Source organism: Asticcacaulis benevestitus DSM 16100 = ATCC BAA-896 (assembly GCF_000376105.1).
In the GTDB taxonomy this organism is placed as follows: domain Bacteria; phylum Pseudomonadota; class Alphaproteobacteria; order Caulobacterales; family Caulobacteraceae; genus Asticcacaulis; species Asticcacaulis benevestitus.
Genome location: NZ_AQWM01000001.1, coordinates 581,667 through 607,395 on the forward strand (window position 1 = coordinate 581,667; position 25,729 = coordinate 607,395).

A 25,729-nucleotide genomic window follows, 5' to 3' on the forward strand; every position below is an offset into this window, starting at 1 on the left:
CTCCGGACGCCATCTATGCTTTGGCCATGGAACAGACAGATATCACCGCGCGCCTGCACCGCCTCGCCACCGAGCTTCTCGACGCCTATGAGCGGATCGACGCCCCCTCGACCTATCTCGAAGCCGAACGCGCCGCCAAGGCCCTGATCGCCATCGGCAAGGCGGTCAGCGCGGCGTCCGGTGAGCCAGCGCCGGCGAAAGCCTCATCCAAAGAACCGGCCAAAGAACCTGCCAAAGCCCCCGCATGTGCGGAGGTCAGGGCGGACACGCCACGCAAGGTGGTGTTTCGCTCACCGGCCCTGACACTGGAACGCGCGGCCAAGGCGCTTATGAGGGGCGATCTGGAGACGTTCGAGGCGCTTATGCCGCAACCGCCGCCCGTCTAGTCGCCGCCACAGCCACCTCCACAGCCACCTCCAGAACCGCTGCATCCGGATGCACCACCAGAGTCGCCACCAGAGTCCCCGCTGCTGGAGCATCCGCCACCGCCGCACCCGCTGCTGTGGTTGTTGTTGCGCTTGCCGCGACGTTTACTCCTGGCGTTCACCGACCAGACAAAAATGACGATCCATATAAACAGCCAGACATAGAACCCATCGACCTTGAGCGGCAGGTGCATCCCTTCCAGTTTGCACCCTGCCAGCAGCAGCGGCAGACCGGCTGTCAGGCATAAAAAAACCTGCCGCTTGGGCAGGATGATGTGGGTGGATCTACCGACAGACTTGCGAGGTGGCGGACTGAACCGTGTCGCCGCATCGGGCCATAAGGCCGGTGGCGGTGGCCCGAACACCTCTTCATAAAGGCTCAGGGTGCGCCGGTAGCCGGTCAGGTAGGTGTCGGCTTCTACAGCCCCGCCCTTGGTCGGGCCGTGGTGGATCTTGCGGCCGAGGGTTTGCTCGCAAAAGCGATCCCAGTAGTCCCGCGTGTAGAGAAGGTGGAGGTGCCAGACGGCGTCGATCTCTTCCGAGGGCGTAAGCACCGTGCCGGATGTGCAGATCAGATAGATGAAACGCTTGTAGTCGGCGATGGCCGCAAGAGCGAAGCTGTGGGACCAGTCATTATCCCGCGCCAGCCGGCGGCTAAAGGGTAACGCAGCGTCGGCCGCGTCGATCTCGTAGGCGTTTATGGCCTGCCAAAGGGCCGTGTCTGTTATCATTAAGTCTCCTCTGTTTTGTTGGTCTTGAGGAGATAGTATCATTTGATCATGACGCTTCGGTGACAGGGATTAGTGTCGGAAGGCAGGACGGAGTCGCTGCGCGACGAGTCTTTCTGGGAGCGACAGGATAGATGCGCATCACTTTAACGATGCTTAGCCTTTCGGGTCGTGCCGAACCTTTCACGGTTTGAAGCCTGGCGCGAAGACCTTAAATAAAAAAGACGCCCCCCGCCGGGGACGTCTTATTTATTTAAATGGTCGGAGCGACAGGATTCGAACCTGCGACCCCTTGACCCCCAGTCAAGTGCGCTACCAGGCTGCGCCACGCTCCGCCAAAACATAAGGAAAACAGCCAGTGTCGCCCTTAAGAGAGGCGGCTTATAGAGGCGAAAATCGGCCCCCGCAATCCCCAAACGGCACTTTTCCCAGAATTTTATCCTACCGTCTCGATGTCTTGCCGATATGACGGCCAAGCGAGGCCTGCGCCGCCTCCAAAGCCTTGGCGATGTTCAGAAAGCCGTCACGCATTTCGGTCGACATGGCCGGCGCCGGCACATTCGCGGCATTGCCCCAGTCAAACACCGGCTGCGCCACGCCGGCAGCATCCTCGGCCGCGATCTCATCGCGCGACACAAGCCCCTGCTCGGTTTCGATCACGTCGGAATCGCCGCCCGTATAGACGCCGCCGGAAGGATTGAGAATCGCCTTCTGGCCTTCGTCCTTGAACAGTTTCTGCACGCCACGGATGGTGTAGCCGCGATCATAGAGCAGCGTTTTCACGCCCTGCAGCAGATCAACATCCTGCGGACGGTAAAAACGACGGCCACCGGCGCGCTTGGTCGGGCGGATGAAGGTGAACTTGGTTTCCCAGAAGCGCAACACATGCTGCGGCACCCCCAAAGCGTCGGCGGTCTCGGAAATAGTCCGTAAGGCTAAAGGCCCTTTGTTCACCTGCACGCTACCTTGTTACTCGTGGGTGCCGGCGTCAACACGCGCCTTGACGATCTGCGAGGCACGGAAGGAGATGACCTTGCGCGGATCAATGGCTGCGGGCTTGCCGGTCTTGGGGTTGCGGCCTACGCGGGCGTTTTTCTCACGCACCTGGAAGACGCCGAAACCGGACAGCTTGACCGTGTCGCCGCGTTCGAGCGCTTCGACCACCAGATCGAGCGTCCGCTCGACGATGGCGGCGCATTCCTGACGTGGCAAACCGAGTTCGTTATGCACGTCTTCAAACAGTTCAGCCCGCGTCAAGGTCTGCGATTTCATGTGTCTAAGCCCCGTAGCTTGAAGGATTACAACCCGTACAAGCGTATACAATGACGCAAATTGTCGTTTGCGTCAAAGGGTTATAGATAACTTCGGACAAAAAACGTCAGACAGGGGAATTGATGGAAGAAAGATAAGGGAGGCATCCACAGATTACACAGATTACACAGATTTTTCAGACTGTTAACGTCAGCAAAGCGCGACTTTGTTCGATCGGGCGCAAAGCGCCCCTTAATCTGTACGATCTGTGGACAAACGATCTTCCTACAGACGAATGGCCGCTGCGCCCCAGGTCAGACCACCGCCCAGCGCTTCGATCAGCACCAGATCACCCGGCTTGACCCGCCCGTCCTGCACCGCCGTATACCAGGCCAGCGGGATCGAGGCTGCCGACGTATTGGCGTGCTGCGCCACCGTCGAGACCACCTTTGCCTCATCGAGGCCGAGACGCTCAGCCACCCCTTTGAGGATGCGCTGATTGGCCTGATGCGGAATGAACCAGTCGATATCGGCGATCGACAGATTGGATTTTTCTACAGCCGCTTCAACGGCTTGCGATATCTTCTGCACCGCCTGCTTGAAGACCTGATTGCCCTGCATGCGAATCTTACCGATGCGGTTTTCAGACTCAAACGTGCCGCCATCGACATAAAGAAGATCGACCTTCGAGCCATCGCAGCGCAGATCGAAGCCCAGAATACCCTTGTCGGTGTTGTTACCCGTGCCTTCGACCGGCTCGACCAGCACCGCGCCGGCGCCGTCGCCGAACAGGATGCAGGTGCCGCGGTCGGAATAGTCGAGGAGCTGGCTCATGGCCTCGGCACCAATGACCAGCACGCATTTCGACAGGCCACGCGCCACGAAACCATCGGCGACGCTGAGGGCATAGACGAAGCCCGAACAGACCGCCTGAACATCGAAGGCCGGACAGGTCGGGGCGCCAAGCTTGTGCTGGACAATAGAGGCCGTGGAGGGAAACGGCATGTCGGGCGTGGTGGTGGCCACGATGATCAGGTCAACGTCGCTTACGTCCCTGCCCGCCGCCGCCAGAGCGACCTTCGCCGCTTCGACCGCCATGTCCGACGTCTTCATGCCGGGATCAACCTTGTGGCGCTGGCGAATGCCCGTCCGCTCGACGATCCAGGCATCCGATGTATCGACCGTTTTGGCGAAATCTTCGTTGGTGATCACTTGTTCGGGCAGGAAGCCGCCGACGCCGGTGACCGCCGATCTTAACACACGCATGTCCTAGTTTACCTTGTTACCCGCGACTTCCAGATGACCGGCAAGCGGCAAGTCTTTTATAGTTGTATCCGATGATGTTGCGGCAAGAGATAAAGCCTCTTGCTCGGCCAGGCTCTGCGAGAACTGTGCCAGAGACAAGGTGATATCGCGCTCATAACCGCTGGCGGCCAGAGAGACACCCACGCGGATGGCGTTCGAGAAGGCGCGCGCATCGGCGCCGCCATGGCTCTTGATGACGATGCCGCGCAAACCCAGTAGCGGACCACCATTGCCGGTGCCAGGATCGATGCGCTTGGCCATGGCCTTGAGCGCCGGCGCCGCCAGAAGCGCGCCCAGCATGGCTAGCGGCGACGATTTGAAGGCGTCCTTCAGCAGATCCTTGATGAAACGCGCTGCGCCCTCGGCAGTTTTCAGCGCCACATTGCCGGTGAAGCCATCGGTGACGACCACATCGACCGTGCCTTCACACAGGTCAGTGCCCTCGACAAAGCCATGATAATTAAGGCCCAGGGCATTTTCACGCAGCAGCTTGTGGGCTTCGCGGACCTCTTCGTGGCCCTTGACGTCTTCCGAGCCAACATTGAGCAGGCCGATAGACGGCTTTTCAACGCCGCGCACGGCGCGATGGAAGGCCGCGCCCATCAGGGCAAATTCGATCAACTGGTGCGCATCCGAGGTCACATTGGCGCCGACATCGAGCACCGTACCGAAGCCCTTTTTATTGGGCCACGAACAACCGATGGCCGGACGCTCCAGATCGTCGGTCAGCATCTTGAGGATCATCTTCGACAGCGCCATCAGCGCGCCGGTATTACCGGCCGAGATGACCGCCTTCGCCTCACCCGATTTGACGGCGTGAATGGCGTTGGCCAGGCTGGTGTTGCGGCGGCGAATAGCCTGGGCCGGCTTTTCGTCCATGGCCACGGCCTGATCGGTGTGAATCACGACCGAGCGCTCCTTGAGCTTGGGCAGACGCGCCAGTTCGGCATTGATTCGGGCTTCGTCGCCGTGAAGCTGGAAAAACAGGTCGGCGCGCTCATCGAGCAGGAGCGCGGCGCCACATACGGTCACGGCCGGACCGTGGTCGCCGCCCATGGCGTCAATGGCAATAACCAGTGCGTTTTCAGGCGCTCGTGGCAGGGGTTGAGGTTCTGTAGGTGTCGGCACGGACTTTAATCTGACCTCACTGGACTTCGTTACGCTTGGGGTTTCACGCCCTTGCCGGGCGCTGAAAACAAACCGCGGACGATAGCGCGACTTCGCAACTATGCAAGATATATCATGACGCGCACGGCAAGGCACGAGCCTATTCATCACGTTTCAGTTTGGAGAGCACCGCAAACGGTGACGGCTCGGCCTCGATTTCCGGCTCTTCAAACACCGCGCCCGGCTTGCGCGCAAACGGATCATAGCCTTCACCGAGCGCTTCGATGACGTATTGCCCCAGATCGATCTGACCGTTTTCGATCACGTCAGGCTCGTCGAGATCATCGAGTGTAAACTCACGGGCGCCCACCTCGGCGACCTCATGCGTGACGCGCTGCTTTTCCATGCAGGTGATGTCGAGCTCACCGGAAAGGGCATGGGTGAAAGGCTCCAGCGTCACGCCGCACTCCTGCGTCACCTCGCCTTGCAGGGTGATGCGCACCTCGACCACAGGCTTGTCGCTTGGGGCGGCGCGAGTCTCGATATGGGCGCTCAGCGACTCGAGCGCGATCATGCCAAAGGCCCTGGCGATCGCCTCACGCTGCGCCGCATCGGCTGTCAGGTCGACCTTCAGGCCACGCAGCGCATGATCGAAGCGCACGCGGTGCTCCCACAGGCCTTCATCCTTCTGGCGGTCGTCTTTTTGTTGCTCGTCCATCATACACCTCCGCTCAGGACAGATTCTCTTATCCGCGCCTCGTTACCAAGCGGCGCCGGCTTTGGCCACACTATATCACCGCTTAAGGCATCATCGATGCGGAAAGAGTCCTGCACCGCCCGTGCATAGATAGCGAAGGCCTGCGCCCGTTCAAGCGTGAGGGCAGAGATGAGTCCGGCGTCGGGTTCCTCCCCCGCGTCCTCATCGTCATAGTCCGAACCGGCGAAAATCGTGCGGGCGGCGTAATCGGCTTCGGCGCCAATGCCTGAATGATCGCGCCACATATCATCCCAGCGCTTCATGCGCGTATAGATGACAAGGCCGAGTTTCTTCATCTTCTTCGGCACGCTGAGATCACCGACGCCTTGTTCGCGCAGAGTCGAATCGAGCGCCAGCAAAAAGGAATCGAACAGTTTCTGCGCCGTCTCCTTCGCCTGTTCATGGCGCGGATCGGCCGGATCGAAAGATTTCAGCCGCGTCACAACCAGCCCGACATGGAAGGTCAGAAGCTCGAAACGCGCACCGATCGCATCATCAACGCCGTAATCGGTATAGAAAGCCGGCAGGCGCGATTGCGCCACGCACGCGACGTAAAGCCGGTCACCGATCAGCTTGACACCACGTGGTTTGAAGAAGGTTTTCAGCTTGTCCAGTAAGGGTCGCATGAGGTTTTTCCGCCCTGTGCCTGCCGGTGCAAAGCTACGGTAAAACAGGCGCCTAGTCCTGAATTTTAGCCGTCACGATCCGGTAAAAATTTCACTGTTCATGGCCATGTTTAGGCCTTAAGCTTGCCGTAAGCCTAAAATCCCTATAGGTCAAATGCGTTCGTTTACTAAACAGGATATTCATGCGCCCCCTTCTGCCGAGAAAATGGCTCTCAGTTCAGACAAGCCTTGCTCTGGTTGCCGCCACGGCCCTGAGCCTGACGGGTACGGCCTGCGCCCCCACCATGACGCACCATGGTTATCTGTCGCACGACGCCAAGCCTTCGGTTGATATCAAGGTCGGCGATACCCAAGCGACCGTGCTCGATAAGCTCGGCGCGCCGTCGCAGACCTCGATCTACAACCCGTCGGAATGGTACTATATCGACCAGACCTCGATGAAGATGACCTACAAGCAATCACGCGTCACCGCGCGCTCGGTCACGGTGGTCAACTTCGACAACGCGACGCAGACGGTCGCCGCCGTGAAGACCCTGGCGCTCTCCGATGGCCGCACCCTGACGCCAAACCCGAACAAGACCCCTACCCGCGGTCGTTCGCTGACCGCGCTTGAGCAGATCCTCGGCACCGTCGGTCACCAGCGTATCGACAGCAGCCAGGATTCCAACCCCGGCAACCGTCGCCGCCAGGAATAGTCGCAGGTCTCATACCTGATATTAAAAGCCCGCCCGGTTTGTTCCTGGCGGGCTTTTTCGTATGCAAGCGAGGATAGTTATCCACAGATAAGCCAGATAAGCGCAGATGTCCTTTGAACTTAAAGGCACGATGAACGTGAAACTTCTGCCCTAAGAGGCACGTGGGGGTAATCTTCTCATCTGGAAACCGGTTTTGTTCTGTTCAAAACCCGCATCCTGATAAAATTTCAGTACGGCCGGCTGTTTTGAGCCTGTAAGCAACATGACTTTGTAACACCCAGCACGCCAAGCCGCCTCAGTCGCGTCTTTGAGGACGGCTTTGCCATACCCCTTGTTGCGATGGGCAGAATGGGTAACGACATTTTCTATTAAAGCATAAGGTGCGCCAGCGCGTGTTAGATTCGGGATCACGACTAACGTACAGGTCGCTACAATATCCGCATCTAAGCATCCGATGAGAATATTGCTGCCGGGGTAAAGCTTCAGCCGTTCCCAGTTTTTAAAGGCGACCTCAACTGTCGTTTCTTTATCATCAGGGTTGAGATGTCGATACAGTTTCAGCAGTTGCGGCATATCTTCGCGGTCGGAAAATCGAATATTCATGTCACTCGGTGTACAATATCTGTGCTAATCTGGCTTATCTGTGGATACCTTATCTTTCTTTCATACATAATATAGCCCCCGCCGTTGCCGACGGGGGCTATATATTCAAGCACCGCGCGCAATCACTGCCAGCATCAGCAAGGCCACGATATTGGTGATCTTGATCATCGGGTTGACCGCCGGACCGGCCGTATCCTTGTAAGGATCGCCGACCGTATCGCCGGTCACCGAGGCCTTGTGCGCCTCCGAGCCCTTGAGGTGACGCACGCCGTCCTTATCGACGAAGCCGTCCTCGAACGACTTCTTGGCGTTATCCCAGGCACCGCCGCCCGATGTCATCGACACGGCCACGAAGAAGCCGGTGACGATCACGCCCAGAAGCATGGCGCCGAGCGATTCAAACGCCGGCACAGCGCCACCGATGAAGTAGACGATGACGAACAGAACGATCGGCGACAGCACCGGCAGCAAGGACGGCACCACCATTTCGCGGATGGCCGCCTTGGTCAGCATATCGACCGCGCGGCCATAGTTGGGCTTGGACGTGCCCGCCATGATGCCCGGATCTTCGCGGAACTGCTTGCGCACCTCCTCGACCACGGCCTGCGCCGCGCGCCCCACCGCCGTCATGCCCATGCCGCCGAAGAGATACGGCAAGAGACCGCCGATCAGGAGGCCGACGACGACCCAAGGGCTCGACAGCGAGAAGGTCAGGTTGCCCATGCCCTCGAAGAACGAACCCGGCAGGGCGTGTTCGGCAAAGTATTTCAGATCGGAGGTATAGGCTGCGAAAAGCACCAGGGCGCCAAGGCCCGCCGAACCGATGGCATAACCCTTGGTAACGGCCTTGGTGGTGTTACCCACAGCGTCGAGCGCATCGGTGGTGTGACGCACTTCCGGTGGCAGACCGGCCATTTCAGCGATGCCGCCGGCATTATCCGTCACCGGACCAAAGGCATCGAGCGCCACGATCATGCCGGCGAGCGCCAGCATGGTGGTGGTGGCGATAGCAATCCCGAACAGGCCTGCCAGCAGGTAACAGCCGATGATGCCGGCTACGATGATCAGCGCCGGCACGGCCGTGGCTTCCATCGAGACCGCGAGGCCCTGGATGACGTTGGTGCCGTGACCGGTGACCGAGGCCTGTGCGATCGAGACGACCGGCCGCTTGCCCGTGGCGGTGTAGTATTCCGTCACCACGATAAAGCCCGCCGTCACCGCCAGACCGACGAGACCGCAATAGAACAGCGTCATGCCGGTGAAGGTAAAGGTGGTGCCAGCCGAAACATACGAAAAGACCGTATCGAAGCCGAGGCCCGGCAGATACTTGATCACCGCCGCGATGGCGACGATCGACAAAAGACCGGTGGCGATGAGGCCCTTGTAGAGGGCGTTCATGATGTTGTTGTCCTTGCCGAGGCGGACAAAATAGGTGCCGATGATCGAGGTGACGATACAAACGCCGCAGATGACCAGCGGCAGCAGCATCATCATGCCGACGTAAGGGCTGTCACCGAAGAAGATGGCCGCCAGCACCATGGTGGCGACCGTGGTCACCGCGTAGGTCTCGAACAGGTCGGCCGCCATGCCGGCGCAATCGCCGACATTGTCGCCGACATTATCGGCGATGGTGGCGGGGTTACGGGGGTCGTCTTCGGGAATACCGGCCTCGACCTTGCCGACCATATCGCCGCCGACATCGGCGCCCTTGGTGAAGATGCCGCCGCCGAGACGGGCGAAAATCGAGATCAGCGAAGCGCCGAAGCCGAGGGAAACAAGGGCATTGATCAGATCGCGGTCATGAGCCCCAAGCTTCAGAACTTCGGTCAGGTAGGCATAATAACCCGACACGCCGAGTAAGGCGCCGCCGGCCACGAACAGGCCAGTGATGGCGCCGGCATTGAAGGCCAGCTTCAGACCCTTGGCCAGGCTTTCCGAGGCGGCCTGCGCGGTCCGGACGTTAGCGCGCACTGAGATCAGCATACCGGCATAACCCGCCGCGCCCGAAAGCACCGAACCGATCAGGAAGCCGATGGCCGACAGGTGACCGAGAAAGACGAAGGCCAGAACGAAGATCACGACGCCCACGATGGCGATGGTGGTGTACTGACGCTTGAGGTAGGCCGCGGCACCTTCCTGAATCGCTGCGGCGATTTCCTGCATACGCGCACTGCCCGCATTGGCTTTCAGCAGACCGAAGGTCTGGACGATGCCATACAACAGGCCAAGTATGCCAGCCACGATCGCGAGCATCAAAGCAATATTCATAATGTAACCCCTGTGTCTTTATATTTAAGGCGTGTGCAGGGAATGCCGCGCCCGTTTATGCGCCAGAAAACAGTCCAGATTTCAGGGACTTGCATTCTGGCAGACATGGAGATTGCCAAATGTTTAACTGAGTTTCAAGGCCTGATCAAAAGACAACCCATTATATTTCAAGGGTTTTCGCCCTGCGAATGCTGCATCGCAAAGGGTCGAATACTTATAGTTCATAGATTCAGGATGTTAGATTGGCCGCAGCGCAGCACAACCGCAGGCCGAAAGACGCTAGAGCGGATGGCGTTTGGGGTTTTGCGCCAGAACGTCGATCGACTTGATCATGCCGGGGCCGGTAATCTTGCTCCATTCGGCCATCATCACCTGTTTGAAGCGCGGCTCGTCGAGCAGGTAGTCCTTGCCCGGCTGTCCGAACGATACCTTCGACGACATGCGCACCAAAGCGTCACGGAAATAGGGTTCCTTCTCGCGCAGCTTGGCTTCATCGGCCTTGATCGTCAGGTTGATGCGGACATTGAGGAAGATGTAGTTGGAAAGCTTGCCGTTTTCGGTGATCGGGATGGCGATGGCGCCAAGCTGGACCGAGGCGGCGCCGGCTTCCTTGGCGTCCTTCTTGCCCTCGCTGGCCATGACCGGCGCGGCGCACAAGGCGGCGGCACCGGCAAGAGCGGAGACAAGGAGATGGCGGCGGTCAGGCGATGTTGTCATGCCGCCATCATGCCGCACAATGGTTGATAACGGCTGAACAGGATGCTTACAGCGGATGGGTGTAGCCCTTGGCCACCGCATCAAGCCGGCGATCATCGGCCCAGAGTTCCGCGCCGGCCGGGGTATCTTCGGAAACGCCCAGACACATACCGATCTCGTAGAAACCGGCCATGATCAGGGCTTTCGCGCCGGCCTCATCGGCGGTGCAGAGGATCTGGTAGTCATCGCCGCCGGTCACCAGATCGACCGGACTAAGGCCCGAAGCGATGGCGGCGCGGGCGGACAGCGAGGTCGGCACTGTGTTGAGATCAAGCCGGATCATCAGGTTGTTGGCGCGCGCCAGATGATCGGCGTCCGCCAGCAGACCGTCCGACACATCCATCGAACTGCGCGCGTGTTCAAGAATGACCGGCGCCAGATCGGCACGGATTTCCGGCAGGTGATAGGCGCTGATGACTTCGTTGACGTCGGCGTGCGACAGGCCCATGAGCTGGCCCTGCAAGGCTTTCAGCCCGAGATAGCCCTGCCCTATATAGCCGCTGATCAGCACCTTGTCGCCGGCTCTTGCGCCGAGGCGCGACAGCGCCCTGCCCGCCGGCACGCGTCCAAACATCGTCATGGAAACGACCAGCGGCCCATAGGTCGAGACGGTGTCGCCACCAAACAGATCGACACCAAAGCGGTCCTGCTCGGTCTTGAGACCGCGGACGAAATCGGCTTTTTCAGAGTAAGACGTGCCGCGCGGCCAGGCCGTCATAAGCTGATAGCCATAGGGTTTGGCGCCCTTGGCGACGATATCGGAGAGATTGACGCGCATCAGCTTGCGCGCCACCAGATCGAGCGGATCGTGCTCGAAAAAATGGACGCCGGCCACCAGGGCATCGGTATTGATCACCAGATCCTGCGTGGAATCGCCGGCGATGACAGCGACATCATCAATCAGCCCCCTCGCCTCGCGGCTCAGGCCCGCCAGCGGTTTGAAAAGCTGATCAATGATGGAAAATTCGTCGTGTTCGCTCATCCGGCTCATCCTCAAGGCTGACCGTTTTGCAACGAATCGGGGAAAAAGACGACAAAATTAAATGTGAATGCCCCAGAAAAGGCAGGTAAATCCACATATTGCACAAAATTTCCCATCTCCCCATGGTCATGGAGAGATGAGGAAATCAGTGGAATTTTTGGCCACTCAGAGCGTTACTTGCGCACGTCCGCAGCGATACCATCGAGCGCGCCATTGACAAAGCGCGCCTCGGTTTCGCCGAAGAAGGCGCGGGCGATCTCGACATACTCGTTGATGATCACCTCAAGGCCGATATCCTTGCGGTATTTAAGCTCCCAGGTGCCGGCGCGCAGGATGGCGCGCACCGTCGTATCAAGGCGCTCGATGCGCCAGCCGGACGCCAGACGATTGATGATCAAGGGATCGATGATGCCCTGTTCCTTGACGATGGCGCGGGCGCCCTCGGCGAAGAAGGCTTCATCGGCGGCGGCCATCGGCTCGCCTTCGAGATCGCCATCAAAACGGAAATCGGTGAATTCCTTGACCACGGTCTCAACGCCGGTGCCGGTGATTTCCATCTGATACAGCGCCTGAACCAGAACCAGACGCGCCACAGTACGGGCGCGCTTGTCCTTGTTCGACAGGGACCGGGTCTCGGTTTCCTTGGAATTCAGGTGCTCGATGACGGCCTTGAGGCTGGTCGGCTGAGGGGCCGCGCCCGAATCGTGCTCGCTCATTGGCTGCCATCCATCAGGGTCTTGCGCAGACCGATCATGGTCAGGCACACCTTGGCGACAGTGCCGCCCTTGTCGCCTTCCGAACGGCGGGCACGCACCCAGGCCTGATCCTCGTCCTCAACGGTGAGGATGCCGTAACCAATCGCCAGTCGCTGCTTGTAGGAGAGCTCCATCAGGCCGCGCGCCGATTCGTTGCAGACATAGTCGTAATGGGTGGTGTCGCCGCGGATTACGCAGCCAAGCGCGACATAGCCATCATAGGCACGGCCCATCGGACGATGCGCGGCCTCTTCGGCCATGGCGATGGCGGCGGGGATCTCGAAAGCGCCGGGAACGGTCACCACATCGTATTCGGCGCCCATCGCGCTCAGGGCGCCTTTAGCGCCCGCCAGAAGCTCGTCGGCGATGTCGTCGTAGAAGCGGCTTTCGACGATCAGGATGCGAAGCGGTGTTTCAAGGGTCAAAGGGGGTTCTCTTTAATCTAGGTTTTGCCAGTCGGTGATGGAGAGGCCATAGCCTTCCAAAGCGGCTGGTTTCGGACGTGTTCCGCTGAGCGCTATCATATCTCGCACACCAAGGTCTAACAGGATTTGCGCACCAACGCCATAATCACGCAAACCGCGCGGACTTTGATCGGTCTCTTCATTGGCGCCGAAGCGGCTGGAGAGCACCTTCGGATCGGGATCACGCAGCATGACCATGACCGCCGGACCGTTGTGATCGGCCAGGATCTGCATGGCTTTCTGCACATGACCGGCACGCATGGAGGCGCCGGCGCCGCCCAGGACATCGGAGGCGACATCGAGCTGGTGCATGCGCACGAGCGTCGGCTTGTTGGGCTGCGGCAGGTGCTTGACCAGCGCCAGATGTTCGGCGCCATCGAGCTTGTTGCGGTAGACATAGAGGCGGAACTGGCCGCCCCACTCCGAATCGAACGGACGCTCCAGCACGCGCTCAACAAAGCGCTCGGTGCGGCGACGATAGGCGATCAGGTCAGCGATGGTGCCAATCTTCATGCCGTGGGTCTGGGCGAAAACGATCAGGTCCGGCAGGCGCGCCATGGTGCCGTCATCATTGATAATTTCGCAGATCACGCCGGCGGGATAGAGGCCCGCCATGCGCGAGATATCGACGGCCGCTTCTGTATGGCCGGCTCGCACCAGCACGCCGCCTTCGCGCGCCACCAGCGGGAAGACGTGACCGGGGCTGACGATATCGCCAGAATCCTTACTCGGATCGATGGCGACGGCGATGGTATGGGCGCGATCCTTCGGCGAAATGCCGGTCGAGATGCCATCCTTGGCCTCGATCGAGACGGTGAAGGCCGTGCCGTTGCGCGCGCCGTTGTCGTGCACCATCGGCGGCAGACGCAGGGTTTTGGCGCGGTCACCGGTGATCGACAGACACACCAGGCCACGGGCGAAACGCGCCATGAAGTTGATGATATCGGGCGTCGCCATCTGGGCGGGGATGACCACATCGCCTTCGTTTTCACGATCCTCGGCATCGACCAGGATATAGGGGCGGCCGTTGCGGGCATCCTCGAGAATATCCTCAATGGAGGAGATCGGGCTGTCGTAGCCGTTGTCCGGGTCCATACCCAGGTCATTGGTGATCTTGTTCAGGCTCATTTTGATTACTCTGTCTCAAACCAACGGGCGGCATAGCGCGCTAAGCGATCAACCTCAAGGTTGATACTGTCGCCCGCGCTTGTTTTCGATAAGGTCGTGTGCAGCCAGGTGTGGGGGATGATGTTGACGCCGAAGATGTTACCCTCAACCTCATTAACGGTCAGCGAAATGCCATCAAGCGCGACCGAGCCCTTGGGCGCGATAAAGCGATGCAGCGGCGCGGGCGCTTCGATCTTCAGACGGTAGCTGTCGCCATCCTGCGTCACGCTGACCAGCTTCGCCAGACCGTCGACATGGCCGGAAACGATATGGCCGCCCAGTTCGTCGCCGATCTTGAGAGCCCGCTCAATATTGACTTTCGAGCCCTCTTTCCAGGCGCCGAGATTCGTCAGGTTCAGGGTTTCGTTGGAGACATCGAGATCATAGCTGCGGCCCTGCTTCGACACCACGGTCAGGCAGCAGCCGGCATGGCTGATCGAGGCGCCGATATCGACGTCATCGAGCTCGAAATCGACCGCCATGGTCAGGCGCATGCCGGCGTCCGACCTGATCAGGGCGCTGACTGTGCCCATGCTTGAAATAATGCCCGTAAACACTTGTTTTATATCCCTTACCGCCGGTTCAGGCTGATATTTCTCAAGAAGGTCTATCCACAGATAGGCCAGATAAGCCAGATAAGCACAGATGGTTCGAGTGTGCGGAAACCTTTGCGCTTAATCAACAAATTGATGGTCGCTTTGCGACCATCGACAAAAGTATCAAGTGTATCCCGGACCGATGCTCAAACTCCGATTATCTGTGCTTATCTGGCTTATCTGCGGACCAACTTTCTCTTAACTTAACTCATAGGTTTCCCACAGATCATCACCGACCGATTGAACGCCCAGACGGGTGAAACGCACCATCTGGTTCAGATCGTCAATATTGAGGTGACCGATCACGGGACGGGCGTCTCCGCCCAAGATGGTGGCCGAACGGAACCATTCAAGGCGATCCACGAAACCCGCGCGCAGAAAAGCCGTCGCCACCACGCCGCCACCTTCGACGAACAGGCGCTCGATACCGGCCGCAGCGATCGCTTCCAGCGCCAGTTCAAGATCGACGCGCTGATGTTTGGAGGGCACCTTTATGGCGCGAACGCCGAGCGACTGCATCTCGCCGCTGATAGCCTGCGTCGTCACAACATAGGTGGGGATGACACGCGCGGTCTGGACCAGTTTGGACGTCATAGGCAGCCGCGAACGCGAATCGAGGATGATGCGCGCCGGCTGATAGCCTTCATAGCCCGCCAGCCGCACCGTCAGTTCGGGATCGTCCTTCAGCGCTGTCTCGATCCCTACCAGCACACCATCATGGCCGGCGCGCAGTTCATGGACGACGCGGCGCGCCTCCTCACCCGTGATCCACTTGCTTTGACCGTTCGCCGTCGCAATGCGTCCGTCGAGCGTGGTGGCCAGCTTGAGGGTGATTTGCGGGCGCATCAACGATCACTCCGAATTTCGATATGGAAATTCGGCAAGGCCGAGGGGCCGCCGCGTACTTTTACGCGTAAGCCCGCGTGGCGCTTGAACGCAAAAGAAAAGCTTGATTGTCTATGGTTTGCCATAGCGATCAAGCATCGTCGGACGGGGAAATATCCTGCTCGCCCAGCCCTTGCTTGATGTCGCGCGGATCGTCGATCACCTCGTTGCTCAGGCCTTCGTCGCCGAGGAACTTGGCGAAATCGGAGGTCTCGCGGAAGTCACGATAGACCGAGGCGTAACGGACATAGGCCACGACATCGAGCGATTTCAGCGCCTCCATGACCAGGCCGCCGACCGTATCGGAGGTGATGTCGGTCTCGCCCATGCTCTCAAGCTGACGGACGATGCCCGACACCATGCGGTCGGTGCGTTCCTGATCGACCGGCCGCTTGCGCATGGCAATGGCGACCGAACGCTCCAGCTTCGTGCGATCGAAGGGCGTGCGCCGTCCCGAGCGTTTGACCACCATGAGATCGCGCAGTTGCACGCGCTCAAAGGTGGTGAAGCGCCCGCCGCATTCCGAACAGGACCGGCGGCGGCGGATGGCCGCGCCGTCTTCGGAAGGACGGGAATCCTTCACCTGGGTCTCAAGATTTCCGCAAAAGGGACAGCGCATTATGTGTTACCGATCAGCTATATATCGGGAACTGTTGCGCGAGAGCCTTAACCGAAGCGCGCACCTTTTCCTGAACAGCGAGATCAGGCTTGCCTTCGTTGGCGGCCATGCCGTCCACCACATCGGCGATCAGATTGCCGATGATGATGAATTCCGCTTCCTTGAAGCCGCGGGTGGTGCCGGCAGGGGTGCCGAGGCGAACGCCCGAGGTGATGGTGAAGGGCTTGTCATCGAACGGGATACCGTTCTTGTTGCAGGTGATGAAGGCGGCTTCGAGGGCAGCCTCGGTGTCCTTGCCGTTCTGGCCCTTGGGGCGCAGATCGACCGACATGACGTGGCTGTCGGTGCCGCCGGTGACGATGGCCAGACCGCGCTCAACGAGCGTGGCGGCCAGGGCGCGCGCATTGGCGACGACCTGCTGGGCGTAGAGCTTGAACTCAGGCTGCAGGGCTTCACCGAAGGCCACGGCCTTACCGGCGATGACGTGCATCAGGGGGCCGCCTTGCAGACCGGGGAAGACCGACGAGTTGATCTTCTTGCCGAGCGCTTCGTCGTTCGACAGGATCAGGCCGCCGCGCGGGCCGCGCAGGGTCTTGTGCGTGGTGGTGGTGACGACGTGGGCGTGCGGCAGCGGATCGGGATACATGCCGCCAGCAACCAGGCCGGCATAGTGGGCCATGTCAACGAACAGATAGGCACCGACCGAATCGGCGATTTCACGGAAGCGCTTGAAATCGATGTGGCGCGGATAGTTGGAGGCGCCGGCGATGATCAGCTTCGGCTTGTGCTGCTGGGCCAGGTCATTGACCTGATCCATGTCGATCAGGTTGGTGTCGCGCGTCACGCCGTAAGGCACAACATTGAACCACTTGCCCGACTGGTTGGCGGGCGAACCGTGCGTCAGGTGACCGCCACAGGCCAGATCCATACCCATATAGGTGTCGCCCGGCTGGAGCAGCGAGAAGAAGACGGCCTGATTGGCCTGCGCACCGGAGTGCGGCTGGACGTTGGCGAAGGCACAGTTGAACAGCTTCTTGGCGCGTTCGATGGCGAGACGCTCGACGTCATCGGCGTATTCGCAACCACCGTAGTAGCGACGGCCGGGATAGCCCTCGGCGTACTTGTTGGTGAGCACCGACCCTTGCGCTTCCAGAACGGCCTTGGAGACGATGTTTTCCGAGGCGATCAGTTCGATCTGGTCCTGCTGGCGATGCAGTTCGCCGGTTATGGCGGCCATGACTTCGGAATCGGCGGTCGCCAGATTGTCGTGGAAATAGCCTTGCGGGATGAAGGAGCCGGGGTTCGCGGGTGCGTTCAAGGGAGCGATTCCTGTGCTGGAGAAAGGGATGGAGGGAATATGGGGAGCGTTTACGCTTATCGACAGGGTGAGGCAAGGTTTTTAAGCTTTTCGCCCGCCAAAAGCCCCCAATCAGACACGGTCACACCAGCTTGCCACGACCGTCAGGCGCAGGCGTATTGCCTTTGAGTTTGTTCTGCAGCTTGAGGATAGCCAGGCGCTTGACGCCGCCCGGATCATTGGCCGGCCCCATGGCTGAGGCTTCCGTGCCGGTCTGCGGGTCAATGGCGGTGACCTTCAGATAGGCGCCATTGCGCTGCATTTCGATGAAGACTTCGGACATGAAGCGGATTGTGTCTCAAGCCGTATAAGAAAGCAAGAAACCCCACCACCACATCTCACCGCTGCGCGGTTCGCGCGGTCCCCCTCCCCGGCATAGCCAGGGAGGTATAACAACGTCAGGCCACGGCCGGCAGGCGCGCGACGTTGCACATCGTCCAGAGCTTATCCATCGAGGCCACCAGATGATCGATCATCTCGTCGGTGTGGTCCGGTGACGGCGTGAAGCGCAGGCGCTCGGTGCCCTTGGGCACGGTCGGGTAGTTGATCGGCTGGACATAGATGCCAAAGTCGTTGAGCAGCATATCCGACACCATCTTGCAGTGCTTGGCGTTACCGACCAGCACCGGCACGATGTGCGATTCCGTCGGGAAGGTGGCGATGCCGACAGCGCGCAGCTTTTTCAGCAGGCTTTGTGCGCGCTCCTGATGGGCAATGCGCTTTTCATTGTGCTCTTTCAGATACTTCACCGAGGCGGCGGCGCCGGCCATCACGGCGGGCGGCAAAGAGGTGGTGAAGATAAAGCCCGAAGCCCACAGACGGATGGCGTCGACCATGGCCGAGGTGCCGGCAATATAGCCGCCCATCATGCCAAACGCCTTGCCAAGCGTGCCTTCGATGATGTCGATCTCGCCCATGATGCCGTCGCGCTCGGCTACGCCAGCACCGCGCTCGCCATAAAGGCCGACCGCATGCACTTCGTCGATATAGGTGAGCGCGCCATACTGTTTGGCCAGGGCCACGGTGCCGCGTACGTTCGAGATATCGCCATCCATCGAATAGACCGACTCAAACGCGATCAGCTTCGGGGCGTCGGCGGGCGCGGCCTTCAAAAGTTCTTCAAGATGATCGAGGTCGTTGTGACGGAACACATAGCGCTCGCCGCGGCCATTGCGTATGCCCTGGATCATCGAGGCGTGGTTCAGTTCATCGGAGAAGATGATCAGGCCCGGCAGGATCTTGTAGAGCGTGGTCAGGGTCGCTTCGTTGGCGACATAACCCGAAGTGAAAACGAGGGCGGCCTGCTTGTGGTGCAGGTCGGCAAGTTCGGCTTCGAGCTGGTTGTGATAGAAGGTGGTGCCGGAAATATTGCGCGTGCCGCCCGAACCGGAACCGACCGCGTCAATGGCCTCGTGCATGGCCTGCATCACCACCGGATTTTGCCCCTGCCCGAGGTAATCGTTCGAGCACCAGACGGTGACGTCCTGCTCCTTGCCGTCTTCGCGGATCCAGGTGGCGCGCGGAAACTGACCGGCATGACGCTTCAGATTGGCAAAGACGCGATAGCGCCCTTCGGCGCGAACGGCGTTGACGGCGGCCTCGAAAGCGGCATTGTAATCCATATCACACTCCGGCGGCCTCACTCGGAACCGCAAATCTGACGGGCGAGATAACGATTCGCCAGTCCCCATTCAAGTCCACAGGGATTAAAATAACCCTGACGACAGCATTGATACTCACCTTGAGACATATTCGTTCAAATTTCCAGAGTTTTTGCTATGACGGGTTTGCGCAGATTGTCGCATGTGAGGTGACCGATGTCGAAAGTGTGGATTGGCCTGTTTCGCGGCATCAATGTCGGCGGCAACAACAAGCTGCCGATGAAGGATCTGACGCGGCTGATGCTGGCGGCGGGCTTAAGCGATGTGAAAACCTATATCGCCAGTGGCAATGTGGTGTTTCGCTCTGATTTAGGTGACGCTGTGCTGGAAGCCCTGATCGGCGATCTGGTCGAAACCAATTTCGGCTTTCGACCGTCGGTTTTCCTGATCACCTTGTCGCATCTGGAAAAGGTGCTGGCGGAAAATCCGTTCCGCGACCATGAGCACAAGGGCAAGGCGCAGCACGTTTTCTTCTTCAAGGCGCCGCCGTCGAAGATTGATCGTGACCTGCTCGACAGCCTAAAAGACGACAGCGAAGCCTATGAGATCAGCGATGAGCTGATGTATCTCTATGCGCCGGAAGGCATAGGTCGCTCGAAGATGGTCGAGAAAATCGGCCGCGCGGTGAAGGCTGATATGACCGCCCGCAATCTCAATACGGTCGAGACCTTGCGCGATATGGCGGCGGATTTGGAAGGGTAAGTCATGAGTTCGCTCCCTCCTCCCTACGCAGTGGGGAGGTGGTATTTGCGCAGCAAATGACGGAGGGGCGCCCCTCCGGCGCTATGCGCCACCTCCCCATCACGATGGGGAGGAGATTTCTTTTCCCAAGCTTGAAGCCGAACTACAAACGGCCTAAAGGTCGGCAATCATTTGAGAGTACGCCATATGACCTTCAATCCGATCCTTGCCCCCTATCCTGCCGGTCGCCCACGGCGTTTGCGCCAGGCGCCATGGATACGCGATCTGGTGGCGGAAAACCGCCTGCATGTCTCCGATCTGATCTGGCCGATCTTTGTCCACGATCAGGACAAGGCGCGCGACGCCATCGGTTCCTTACAGGGCGTCCACCGCCTGAGCATCGCTGAAGCGGTGAAGGAAGCGCGCGAGGCAAAAGCCTTGGGAATCAACGTCATAGCGCTGTTTCCTCACCTCAGCGCAAAGATCCGCAGCCCGGACGCCAAGGCCGCCATCGACCCCGAAGGCCTGATCGTGCAGGCCTGCCGCGCCATCAAGGCCGCCGTGCCCGATATCGGTCTGCTGGTCGATATTGCGCTCGATCCCTATACCGATCACGGCCATGACGGCCTCTTGATCGACGGGCGGATTCACAACGACTCCACCATCGACATGCTGGTGCAGCAATCTCTGGCGCTCACCGCCGGCGGCGCTGATATCCTGGCGCCTTCCGACATGATGGACGGCCGCATCGGCGCCATCCGCACCGCGCTGGAAGCCGCCGGCCATCAGGACACGATGATCATGTCCTACGCCGCCAAGTACGCCTCGGCCTTCTACGGCCCCTACCGTGACGCGATCGGCGTGAAAGCCCTGAAAGGCGACAAGAAGACCTACCAGATGGATTCGGCCAATACCGAGGAAGCCCTGCGCGAGGTCGCCATCGACATTTCCGAGGGCGCCGACATGGTGATGGTCAAGCCCGGCCTGCCCTATCTCGATATCGTCCAGCGTGTCTCCCACACCTTCAGGGTGCCGACCTTCGTCTATCAGGTCAGCGGCGAATACGCGATGATCAAGGCAGCGGTCGAAAAGGGCTACATGGACCACGACCGCGGCGTCATGGAAACCCTGCTGGCCTTCAAACGCGCCGGCGCGTCCGGTATCCTCACCTATTTCGCCAAGCATGTGGCCGAACTTCTGAAAGCATGACCATGACCCTACCTTCAGACATCCGCACCGAACTGTATGAAGCCATGACAGCGAACACCTATGTGCGCCTGTCGCTGCCGGAAGGCGAACATGAGGGCTTTATCGTCGGCTTGAGCAAGCAGTTGGTGCTGCTACAGGCCATCCACGAGTGGCAGGACGTCGGCGCCCTGATCGCGCCGGTGGAGAGCATCGAGGCCTGTGAGGTGTCGGAATTTCACGACGCCCAGATCCGGATTCTCGACTTCAACAGCGTCAAACGCACCAAGCGCTATAGCTGGGTCAAGCTCGGCAGTTACGAAGAGTTGTTCAAGTCGCTGAAATTCAAGAACAAGTTTGTCGTCGTATCGCTGGAAGACGACGCCGATGTCGGTCAAATCGATTCGATCGAAAAGGACAGCGTCGATCTCAAGGCAGTCGATCCCGGCGGCAACTGGATCGAGGAAGCGCTCGATTGTCCCTATGAGGAAATTACGCTGGTGCAGTTCGATGACAGCTATAGCCGCACCCTGCAACGCTATGTCGAACGCACCTCGGCAACGCTGAACTAGGCTTTTGTTCCCAGAGGAACCGGTGATGCTGCCTTATGTGAACAGACGGACCGTTCTTGGCGTTCTGGGCGGCGGTCTTGCCATGGCCAGTTCGCCGACAAACGCCAAGGCAAATGCCCCAGGCATCGCGATCACCATTGACGACTTCAATCTCGCAGACACAGCGCGATTGAGTGGTCTGCAAAGGGATGAAGCCATCCGGCAGGCCCTGCGACGGCAGAAACTCAAGGCCGCCGGCTTTGTGGCCGGCAAATACATAGATGCCGATAAGAGCCCCCAGGTGCTCTCCGCCTGGTCAGCAGAAGGCCACTGCCTTGGCAATCACAGTTTTTCGCACAGCTATTTCAGCGGCAGGGATCCGGATGGCGAAATGGCTGACATCCTGAAATGCGAATCTCTGCTTGCACCTTATGCGGGCTTTCAAAAGCTTTTCCGCTTTCCCTTTCTGGCCGAAGGCAAGACAGCCGAAGGACGGGACAGGATGCGCGTCCTGTTGCGTGCACATGGCTATCGGAACGCGCCGGTCACCATCGATACGTCCGACTGGTATATTGACCAGCGTCTGGCGGCGCGGTTGAAACTGGCGCCAGATAGCGACATAGCGCCGTATCGGGCGTACTGGCTCGATCATATCTGGGAACGGGCGACGTATTATGACGGGCTGGCGCAGAGGGTGCTCGGCAGGTCGATCGACCACACCCTTCTTCTCCATCATCGACTGACTACCGCTCTGTTTCTGGAGGACGGTCTCAGGATGTTCCGCGAAAAAGGATGGCGGCTCGTTGACGCCTCCACGGCCTTGGCAAGCGCCGACTTGCAGACCGAGTACGATACCTTGCCGGCCGGACAAAGCTTGCTGTGGGCCGCCGCAAAGGCAGGCGGACGCTTTGACAGCGAACTGAGATATCCTGGAGAAGACTCGATTTACGAGACCGCCCGTATGGACGCTCTGGGATTATAGCCGCGCGATCAGGGCTTGCGGCGCGCCTCAAGGCGGGCGTGCAGCGAGGACGTATCCCAGCGCGCGCCCCCCATGGCCTGCACTTCCGAATAGAACTGATCGACCAGCGCCGCCACGGCCAGATGTGCGCCATTGGCCCGCGCCTCATCAAGCGCGATGCCTAAATCCTTGCGCATCCAGTCGACCGCGAAGCCGAAGTCGTATTCGTCCTTCGCCATGGTGGCCCAGCGGTTCGACATCTGCCACGAACCGGCAGCACCAGCCGAAATGGCGTTGAACACCAGTTCCGGATCGAGACCGGCGGATTTGGTGAAATGCAGCGCCTCGGCCACGCCCTGAACCGCACCGGCAATGGCGATCTGGTTGGCCATCTTGGCCATCTGGCCAGCGCCGGCCTCGCCCAGACGCGTGATCGACTTGGTGTAGGGCTTCGTCAGTTCGACCACTTCAGCAAAGCGCGACTCGTCGCCGCCGACCATAATCGATAACTGGCCATTGACCGCGCCCGCCTGACCGCCCGATACCGGCGCATCATAAAAACTTATGCCTTTTTCAGCACATACAGCCGCCATCTCACGCGCCACCTTAGCCGAAGTGGTGGTGTGATCGATGATCAGCGAACCGGCCTTCATGTTCGGCAAGGCGGTGAGGACGGCATCCCGCACGTCTTCATCGCGGCCGACACACAAAATCAGGGCCTCTGCGCTGACCAGGGCCGAGCCCAGCGCCGCCTCGGCGTGCATGCTGTAGGCTTTGGCCCAATCGAGCGCCTTCTGGTGGGTACGGTTAAAGCCGGTGACCTTGTGACCCGCCTTGACCAGATGGCCCGCCATTGGCCCGCCCATAATGCCCAGACCGGCAAAACACAGCTTCATGATGCAACTCCAATCTGTCCATACTTGCCGCGGAAAAAGGTCAGCCCGGACTGTGATGGATCACTTTCAAAATGCTTGACCTCACCGACGATCACGAGGTGATCGCCCACCAGGCGCGCCTCGTAGAGTTCGCATGAGAAAAAGCCCAGAGCACCGTTGAGCTTCAGCGGATCGGCGGCGTCGGTCAGCCCCTCTTCCGGTAAGATATGGGCATTTTCACGGGCAAAACGGCGCGACAGCACCTCGTGATCGGCATTCAGGATATTGATGCCGAAGGCCTGCGCAGCCGAATAGAGCGCATAGCGATGGGCTTTGAGATCGAGGCACCATTGCACCAGCGGCGGGTCGAGCGACACCGAACTGAACGAATTGGCCGTCATGCCGACGACATGACCCGCCTCGTGATCAGGGTCGGCCACGGTGATGACGCAGACGCCGGTGGCGAATCCACCCATGGCTTGCCGCAGGGCCTTGGTATCCATAACTGGTTCCGACTGTGAATTGGCTCTCCTCATGGCCTAAAGGAGCCCGCCCGGCAAAGCAATGACGGATCACATTTTTGTCCGGAAATTCGCCGCATGTCGCCAATCCTCAACACGCTATTAACGTTAATGAACCTACAGTAAAGACGATTCAAAAGAGAGCAGCATTATGGCCAGAAGCGACGCCCCCGTCGTCATCAAGAAAGTCAAGAAGGTCGTCGGCGGCGGACACCACGGTGGCGCCTGGAAGGTGGCCTATGCCGACTTCGTGACGGCGATGATGGCCTTCTTCCTGCTGATGTGGCTGATCAACACGACCAGCCCGGAGCAAAAGCGTGGCGTGGCCGATTACTTCGCCCCGGCCAACGTGTCGCAATCGACCTCGGGTTCCGGTGGTATCCTCGGCGGGCAGGCGCTCGGCAAGGATGGCGACAAGAACGAAGGCACCATGTCCTTTATCGAGCAGATGGCGCCCAAGCCGCCGGAAACCCAGGACAGCGACGGTCAGGCGACCGAAAACACCGGTAAGGGCACCGCCGGCACCACGGCTGACACCGATCAGGAAACCGATTCGCAAAAGCGCGAGCAGATGGCCTTCCAGAGCGCAGCGGAAAGTCTGCGCCAGGCCTTGCAGGACATGCCGGAACTGGCTGAGCTATCGAAGAATATCCTTGTCGACCAGACACCGGAGGGGCTGCGCATCCAGTTGATCGATCAGGAAGGCCGCTCGATGTTCAACGAAAACTCGATCCAGCCCAATGACCGCGCCAAGCTGTTGCTGCGCGCCGTCGCCAAGGTCATCAACCAGCTTCCCAACCGCGTCTCGATCACCGGCCACACCAGCGGCTCGGTCGGGCAGTCAGGGCAAAATCCGCGTGACTGGTCGCTGTCCAGCGGACGCGCCGATGCTTCGCGCGCCGTCCTGCAAGGCGCCGGCGTCGATCAGGACCGCATCGCGCAGGTCTCCGGCAAGGCCGCCAAGGAGCCGCTCTATCCTGACGATCCGTCGCTGGCCGGCAATCGCCGCATCGCCATCGTGCTGGTGCGCGAGGCGCCGGTACTGCCGCAGAACTAAGGCGTTCGTCTTTTGCCTTGATTACCCCTGCCAATTAGGGTCAACTGATACTGACGGTATATTCCGAAGCGGCCCCAAGCCGCTATGTCGTGAGATTGAGTAAGTGCAGATGAGCGAACACTTTCCAGGAAGAAAGCTCAGATATTATCTGACCATTCCCGGCCCCTGCCCCTATCTGGCGGGTCAGGAAGAGCGCAAGGTCTTCGTGCACCTGCCGCCGTTAGAGGCCATCAGCGTCAACGACCAGCTTTCCGCCATCGGTTTCCGGCGCTCACAGAATATCGCCTATCGCCCCGCCTGCCAGAACTGCCGCGCCTGTCAGAGTGTGCGCATCCCGGTCAAGCGTTATGAGATGTCGAAGTCCGACAAGCGCGTGATCAAGGCCAATGCCGATCTCAGCAAGGCGTTCGTGGAGGCCGAGGCCAGCCGCGAACAGTTCGACCTGCTGCAACGCTATCTGAAGGCACGCCACCCCGATGGCGGCATGATGGATATGAGCTGGCCCGATCTTGTCGCTATGGTCGAGGATACCCTGGTCCGCACCCACATGATCGAATACCGGTTGGGCGAACAGCTTGTCGCCTGCGTGCTGGTCGATGCGCTCAATGACGGCCTGTCGCTGGTCTACAGCTTCTACGATACGGATATGATGTCGCGTAGCTTAGGCCGGTACATCATCCTCGATCATATCGATCAGTCCAACCGCGCCGGTTATGATTATGTCTATCTCGGCTACTGGGTAAAGGATTCCCCCAAGATGGACTACAAGGCGCGCTATCAGCCGCTGGAAGGCCTGACCGATCAGGGCTGGCAACCGATCTTCCCGGATGTGAAGTGACGCTCGTTAAGTAAGAAACCCCACCACCACGCCCTGCGGGCGCGGTCCCCCTC

The 25,729-nt window shown here is 59.6% G+C and carries 30 protein-coding genes and 1 tRNA gene; 8 read left to right on the top strand and 23 right to left on the bottom strand.

Going from position 1 to position 25,729, the window contains the following annotated elements; all coding sequences use genetic code 11:
• Positions 1-26: 26 nt before the first annotated feature.
• Positions 27-386 (top strand): hypothetical protein, encoded by a 360-nt coding sequence (locus B060_RS0102885; RefSeq protein WP_018080244.1) that lies wholly within the window; start codon positions 27-29, stop codon positions 384-386.
• On the opposite strand, the gene B060_RS25945 is transcribed toward B060_RS0102885, so the two are convergent.
• The 8 genes from B060_RS25945 to B060_RS25950 form a co-directional block, all read right to left on the bottom strand.
• Positions 383-1,156 (bottom strand): glycine-rich domain-containing protein, encoded by a 774-nt coding sequence (locus B060_RS25945; RefSeq protein WP_018080245.1) that lies wholly within the window; start codon positions 1,154-1,156, stop codon positions 383-385. The genes B060_RS0102885 and B060_RS25945 overlap by 4 nt on opposite strands.
• Before the next feature lie 255 nt (positions 1,157-1,411).
• Positions 1,412-1,488, bottom strand: a tRNA-Pro gene (locus tag B060_RS0102895).
• A 106-nt stretch (positions 1,489-1,594) separates the two neighbouring features.
• Complete coding sequence (locus B060_RS0102900; RefSeq protein ID WP_031220336.1) at positions 1,595-2,107, bottom strand: MerR family transcriptional regulator; 513 nt, start codon at positions 2,105-2,107, stop codon at positions 1,595-1,597.
• A gap of 15 nt (positions 2,108-2,122) precedes the next feature.
• Entirely contained in the window at positions 2,123-2,425 is a 303-nt protein-coding gene (locus B060_RS0102905; RefSeq protein WP_018080247.1) for an integration host factor subunit alpha, read from the bottom strand.
• Between the two features lie 264 nt (positions 2,426-2,689).
• Entirely contained in the window at positions 2,690-3,670 is a 981-nt protein-coding gene (locus B060_RS0102910) for a beta-ketoacyl-ACP synthase III (RefSeq protein ID WP_018080248.1), read from the bottom strand.
• A gap of 3 nt (positions 3,671-3,673) precedes the next feature.
• Positions 3,674-4,810, bottom strand: a complete 1,137-nt coding sequence (plsX, locus tag B060_RS0102915; RefSeq protein ID WP_461781715.1) for a phosphate acyltransferase PlsX — start codon at positions 4,808-4,810, stop codon at positions 3,674-3,676.
• A gap of 166 nt (positions 4,811-4,976) precedes the next feature.
• Positions 4,977-5,534 carry a YceD family protein gene (locus B060_RS0102920; protein ID WP_023447290.1) on the bottom strand — a complete coding sequence of 186 codons (558 nt, stop codon included), beginning with the start codon at positions 5,532-5,534 and terminating at the stop codon, positions 4,977-4,979.
• A complete protein-coding gene (locus B060_RS25950; RefSeq protein ID WP_018080251.1) occupies positions 5,534-6,199 on the bottom strand; it encodes a ubiquinol-cytochrome C chaperone family protein in 666 nt (221 codons plus the stop codon). The genes B060_RS0102920 and B060_RS25950 overlap by 1 nt, the downstream gene beginning before the upstream one ends.
• Positions 6,200-6,381: 182 nt before the next feature.
• Here B060_RS25950 and B060_RS0102930 point away from each other — a divergent pair, with 182 nt between their 5' ends.
• Entirely contained in the window at positions 6,382-6,894 is a 513-nt protein-coding gene (locus B060_RS0102930; RefSeq protein ID WP_018080252.1) for an outer membrane protein assembly factor BamE, read from the top strand.
• A 150-nt stretch (positions 6,895-7,044) separates the two neighbouring features.
• Here B060_RS0102930 and B060_RS0102935 read toward each other — a convergent pair whose 3' ends face one another.
• From B060_RS0102935 to hemA, 13 genes are all read right to left on the bottom strand, one after another.
• On the bottom strand, positions 7,045-7,497 hold the full coding sequence (locus B060_RS0102935) for a GNAT family N-acetyltransferase (protein WP_018080253.1): 453 nt from the start codon (positions 7,495-7,497) through the stop codon (positions 7,045-7,047).
• A 105-nt stretch (positions 7,498-7,602) separates the two neighbouring features.
• The gene (locus tag B060_RS0102940; protein WP_018080254.1) at positions 7,603-9,765 is read right to left on the bottom strand and encodes a sodium-translocating pyrophosphatase; all 2,163 of its coding nucleotides are present in this window, start codon (positions 9,763-9,765) and stop codon (positions 7,603-7,605) included.
• A gap of 279 nt (positions 9,766-10,044) precedes the next feature.
• Positions 10,045-10,482, bottom strand: a complete 438-nt coding sequence (locus B060_RS0102945) for a hypothetical protein (RefSeq protein ID WP_018080255.1) — start codon at positions 10,480-10,482, stop codon at positions 10,045-10,047.
• A gap of 46 nt (positions 10,483-10,528) precedes the next feature.
• Positions 10,529-11,503, bottom strand: a complete 975-nt coding sequence (thiL, locus tag B060_RS0102950) for a thiamine-phosphate kinase (RefSeq protein WP_018080256.1) — start codon at positions 11,501-11,503, stop codon at positions 10,529-10,531.
• A 173-nt stretch (positions 11,504-11,676) separates the two neighbouring features.
• Positions 11,677-12,219, bottom strand: coding sequence for a transcription antitermination factor NusB (gene nusB, locus B060_RS0102955; RefSeq protein ID WP_018080257.1), 543 nt, complete (start codon positions 12,217-12,219; stop codon positions 11,677-11,679).
• Positions 12,216-12,683, bottom strand: coding sequence for a 6,7-dimethyl-8-ribityllumazine synthase (locus B060_RS0102960; protein WP_018080258.1), 468 nt, complete (start codon positions 12,681-12,683; stop codon positions 12,216-12,218). Before B060_RS0102960 ends, nusB begins: the two co-directional genes overlap by 4 nt.
• 12 nt (positions 12,684-12,695) lie before the next feature.
• The gene (ribB, locus tag B060_RS0102965) at positions 12,696-13,850 is read right to left on the bottom strand and encodes a 3,4-dihydroxy-2-butanone-4-phosphate synthase (protein WP_018080259.1); all 1,155 of its coding nucleotides are present in this window, start codon (positions 13,848-13,850) and stop codon (positions 12,696-12,698) included.
• A 5-nt stretch (positions 13,851-13,855) separates the two neighbouring features.
• Positions 13,856-14,446, bottom strand: coding sequence for a riboflavin synthase (locus B060_RS0102970; RefSeq protein ID WP_026172550.1), 591 nt, complete (start codon positions 14,444-14,446; stop codon positions 13,856-13,858).
• A 237-nt stretch (positions 14,447-14,683) separates the two neighbouring features.
• Entirely contained in the window at positions 14,684-15,331 is a 648-nt protein-coding gene (locus tag B060_RS0102975; RefSeq protein ID WP_018080261.1) for a RibD family protein, read from the bottom strand.
• Positions 15,332-15,461: 130 nt separating this feature from the next.
• Positions 15,462-15,989 carry a transcriptional regulator NrdR gene (gene nrdR, locus B060_RS0102980; RefSeq protein ID WP_026172551.1) on the bottom strand — a complete coding sequence of 176 codons (528 nt, stop codon included), beginning with the start codon at positions 15,987-15,989 and terminating at the stop codon, positions 15,462-15,464.
• A gap of 13 nt (positions 15,990-16,002) precedes the next feature.
• Positions 16,003-17,307 carry a serine hydroxymethyltransferase gene (glyA, locus tag B060_RS0102985; RefSeq protein WP_018080263.1) on the bottom strand — a complete coding sequence of 435 codons (1,305 nt, stop codon included), beginning with the start codon at positions 17,305-17,307 and terminating at the stop codon, positions 16,003-16,005.
• Between the two features lie 121 nt (positions 17,308-17,428).
• Positions 17,429-17,629: a DUF6898 family protein gene (locus B060_RS0102990; protein WP_018080264.1), complete on the bottom strand. Its 201-nt coding sequence runs from the start codon at positions 17,627-17,629 to the stop codon at positions 17,429-17,431.
• A gap of 115 nt (positions 17,630-17,744) precedes the next feature.
• The gene (gene hemA, locus B060_RS0102995) at positions 17,745-18,968 is read right to left on the bottom strand and encodes a 5-aminolevulinate synthase (RefSeq protein WP_018080265.1); all 1,224 of its coding nucleotides are present in this window, start codon (positions 18,966-18,968) and stop codon (positions 17,745-17,747) included.
• Positions 18,969-19,163: 195 nt separating this feature from the next.
• On the opposite strand from hemA, the gene B060_RS0103000 reads away from it, so the two are divergent.
• The 4 genes from B060_RS0103000 to B060_RS0103015 all read left to right on the top strand — a co-directional run bounded on the left by B060_RS0103000 (position 19,164) and on the right by B060_RS0103015 (position 22,406).
• Entirely contained in the window at positions 19,164-19,709 is a 546-nt protein-coding gene (locus B060_RS0103000) for a DUF1697 domain-containing protein (RefSeq protein WP_018080266.1), read from the top strand.
• Positions 19,710-19,895: 186 nt separating this feature from the next.
• Entirely contained in the window at positions 19,896-20,897 is a 1,002-nt protein-coding gene (gene hemB / locus B060_RS0103005) for a porphobilinogen synthase (protein WP_018080267.1), read from the top strand.
• A 2-nt stretch (positions 20,898-20,899) separates the two neighbouring features.
• The gene (locus B060_RS0103010; protein ID WP_031220330.1) at positions 20,900-21,445 is read left to right on the top strand and encodes a hypothetical protein; all 546 of its coding nucleotides are present in this window, start codon (positions 20,900-20,902) and stop codon (positions 21,443-21,445) included.
• 25 nt (positions 21,446-21,470) lie between these two features.
• Complete coding sequence (locus B060_RS0103015; protein ID WP_018080269.1) at positions 21,471-22,406, top strand: polysaccharide deacetylase family protein; 936 nt, start codon at positions 21,471-21,473, stop codon at positions 22,404-22,406.
• An 8-nt stretch (positions 22,407-22,414) separates the two neighbouring features.
• Here B060_RS0103015 and B060_RS0103020 read toward each other — a convergent pair whose 3' ends face one another.
• A complete protein-coding gene (locus B060_RS0103020; protein WP_018080270.1) occupies positions 22,415-23,281 on the bottom strand; it encodes an NAD(P)-dependent oxidoreductase in 867 nt (288 codons plus the stop codon).
• The gene (locus B060_RS0103025) at positions 23,278-23,763 is read right to left on the bottom strand and encodes a flavin reductase family protein (protein WP_018080271.1); all 486 of its coding nucleotides are present in this window, start codon (positions 23,761-23,763) and stop codon (positions 23,278-23,280) included. Before B060_RS0103025 ends, B060_RS0103020 begins: the two co-directional genes overlap by 4 nt.
• Positions 23,764-23,932: 169 nt before the next feature.
• On the opposite strand from B060_RS0103025, the gene B060_RS0103030 reads away from it, so the two are divergent.
• Together B060_RS0103030 and B060_RS0103035 are read left to right on the top strand one after the other, a co-directional pair.
• Positions 23,933-24,838, top strand: coding sequence for a flagellar motor protein MotB (locus B060_RS0103030; protein ID WP_018080272.1), 906 nt, complete (start codon positions 23,933-23,935; stop codon positions 24,836-24,838).
• A 109-nt stretch (positions 24,839-24,947) separates the two neighbouring features.
• Positions 24,948-25,676, top strand: a complete 729-nt coding sequence (locus tag B060_RS0103035) for an arginyltransferase (RefSeq protein WP_018080273.1) — start codon at positions 24,948-24,950, stop codon at positions 25,674-25,676.
• Positions 25,677-25,729: the final 53 nt, after the last annotated feature.

What these genes read in the sequence shown, in the direction of transcription:
- B060_RS0102910 (WP_018080248.1), bottom strand. Translation starts at nt 3,670, where the DNA reads ATGCGTGTGTTAAGATCGGCGGTCACCGGCGTCGGCGGCTTCCTGCCC.
- ribB (WP_018080259.1), bottom strand. Translation starts at nt 13,850, where the DNA reads ATGAGCCTGAACAAGATCACCAATGACCTGGGTATGGACCCGGACAAC.
- B060_RS0102885 (WP_018080244.1), top strand. Translation starts at nt 27, where the DNA reads ATGGAACAGACAGATATCACCGCGCGCCTGCACCGCCTCGCCACCGAG.
- B060_RS0102940 (WP_018080254.1), bottom strand. Translation starts at nt 9,765, where the DNA reads ATGAATATTGCTTTGATGCTCGCGATCGTGGCTGGCATACTTGGCCTG.
- B060_RS0102945 (WP_018080255.1), bottom strand. Translation starts at nt 10,482, where the DNA reads ATGACAACATCGCCTGACCGCCGCCATCTCCTTGTCTCCGCTCTTGCC.
- B060_RS0103015 (WP_018080269.1), top strand. Translation starts at nt 21,471, where the DNA reads ATGCTGCCTTATGTGAACAGACGGACCGTTCTTGGCGTTCTGGGCGGC.
- B060_RS0102935 (WP_018080253.1), bottom strand. Translation starts at nt 7,497, where the DNA reads ATGAATATTCGATTTTCCGACCGCGAAGATATGCCGCAACTGCTGAAA.
- hemB (WP_018080267.1), top strand. Translation starts at nt 19,896, where the DNA reads ATGACCTTCAATCCGATCCTTGCCCCCTATCCTGCCGGTCGCCCACGG.
- B060_RS25950 (WP_018080251.1), bottom strand. Translation starts at nt 6,199, where the DNA reads ATGCGACCCTTACTGGACAAGCTGAAAACCTTCTTCAAACCACGTGGT.
- B060_RS0103020 (WP_018080270.1), bottom strand. Translation starts at nt 23,281, where the DNA reads ATGAAGCTGTGTTTTGCCGGTCTGGGCATTATGGGCGGGCCAATGGCG.
- B060_RS0102975 (WP_018080261.1), bottom strand. Translation starts at nt 15,331, where the DNA reads ATGCGCCCGCAAATCACCCTCAAGCTGGCCACCACGCTCGACGGACGC.
- thiL (WP_018080256.1), bottom strand. Translation starts at nt 11,503, where the DNA reads ATGAGCGAACACGACGAATTTTCCATCATTGATCAGCTTTTCAAACCG.
- B060_RS0103010 (WP_031220330.1), top strand. Translation starts at nt 20,900, where the DNA reads ATGACCCTACCTTCAGACATCCGCACCGAACTGTATGAAGCCATGACA.
- B060_RS0103030 (WP_018080272.1), top strand. Translation starts at nt 23,933, where the DNA reads ATGGCCAGAAGCGACGCCCCCGTCGTCATCAAGAAAGTCAAGAAGGTC.
- B060_RS0103000 (WP_018080266.1), top strand. Translation starts at nt 19,164, where the DNA reads ATGTCGAAAGTGTGGATTGGCCTGTTTCGCGGCATCAATGTCGGCGGC.
- hemA (WP_018080265.1), bottom strand. Translation starts at nt 18,968, where the DNA reads ATGGATTACAATGCCGCTTTCGAGGCCGCCGTCAACGCCGTTCGCGCC.
- B060_RS25945 (WP_018080245.1), bottom strand. Translation starts at nt 1,156, where the DNA reads ATGATAACAGACACGGCCCTTTGGCAGGCCATAAACGCCTACGAGATC.
- B060_RS0102920 (WP_023447290.1), bottom strand. Translation starts at nt 5,534, where the DNA reads ATGGACGAGCAACAAAAAGACGACCGCCAGAAGGATGAAGGCCTGTGG.
- B060_RS0102990 (WP_018080264.1), bottom strand. Translation starts at nt 17,629, where the DNA reads ATGTCCGAAGTCTTCATCGAAATGCAGCGCAATGGCGCCTATCTGAAG.
- B060_RS0102930 (WP_018080252.1), top strand. Translation starts at nt 6,382, where the DNA reads ATGCGCCCCCTTCTGCCGAGAAAATGGCTCTCAGTTCAGACAAGCCTT.
- B060_RS0103025 (WP_018080271.1), bottom strand. Translation starts at nt 23,763, where the DNA reads ATGGATACCAAGGCCCTGCGGCAAGCCATGGGTGGATTCGCCACCGGC.
- nrdR (WP_026172551.1), bottom strand. Translation starts at nt 15,989, where the DNA reads ATGCGCTGTCCCTTTTGCGGAAATCTTGAGACCCAGGTGAAGGATTCC.
- B060_RS0102905 (WP_018080247.1), bottom strand. Translation starts at nt 2,425, where the DNA reads ATGAAATCGCAGACCTTGACGCGGGCTGAACTGTTTGAAGACGTGCAT.
- nusB (WP_018080257.1), bottom strand. Translation starts at nt 12,219, where the DNA reads ATGAGCGAGCACGATTCGGGCGCGGCCCCTCAGCCGACCAGCCTCAAG.
- B060_RS0103035 (WP_018080273.1), top strand. Translation starts at nt 24,948, where the DNA reads ATGAGCGAACACTTTCCAGGAAGAAAGCTCAGATATTATCTGACCATT.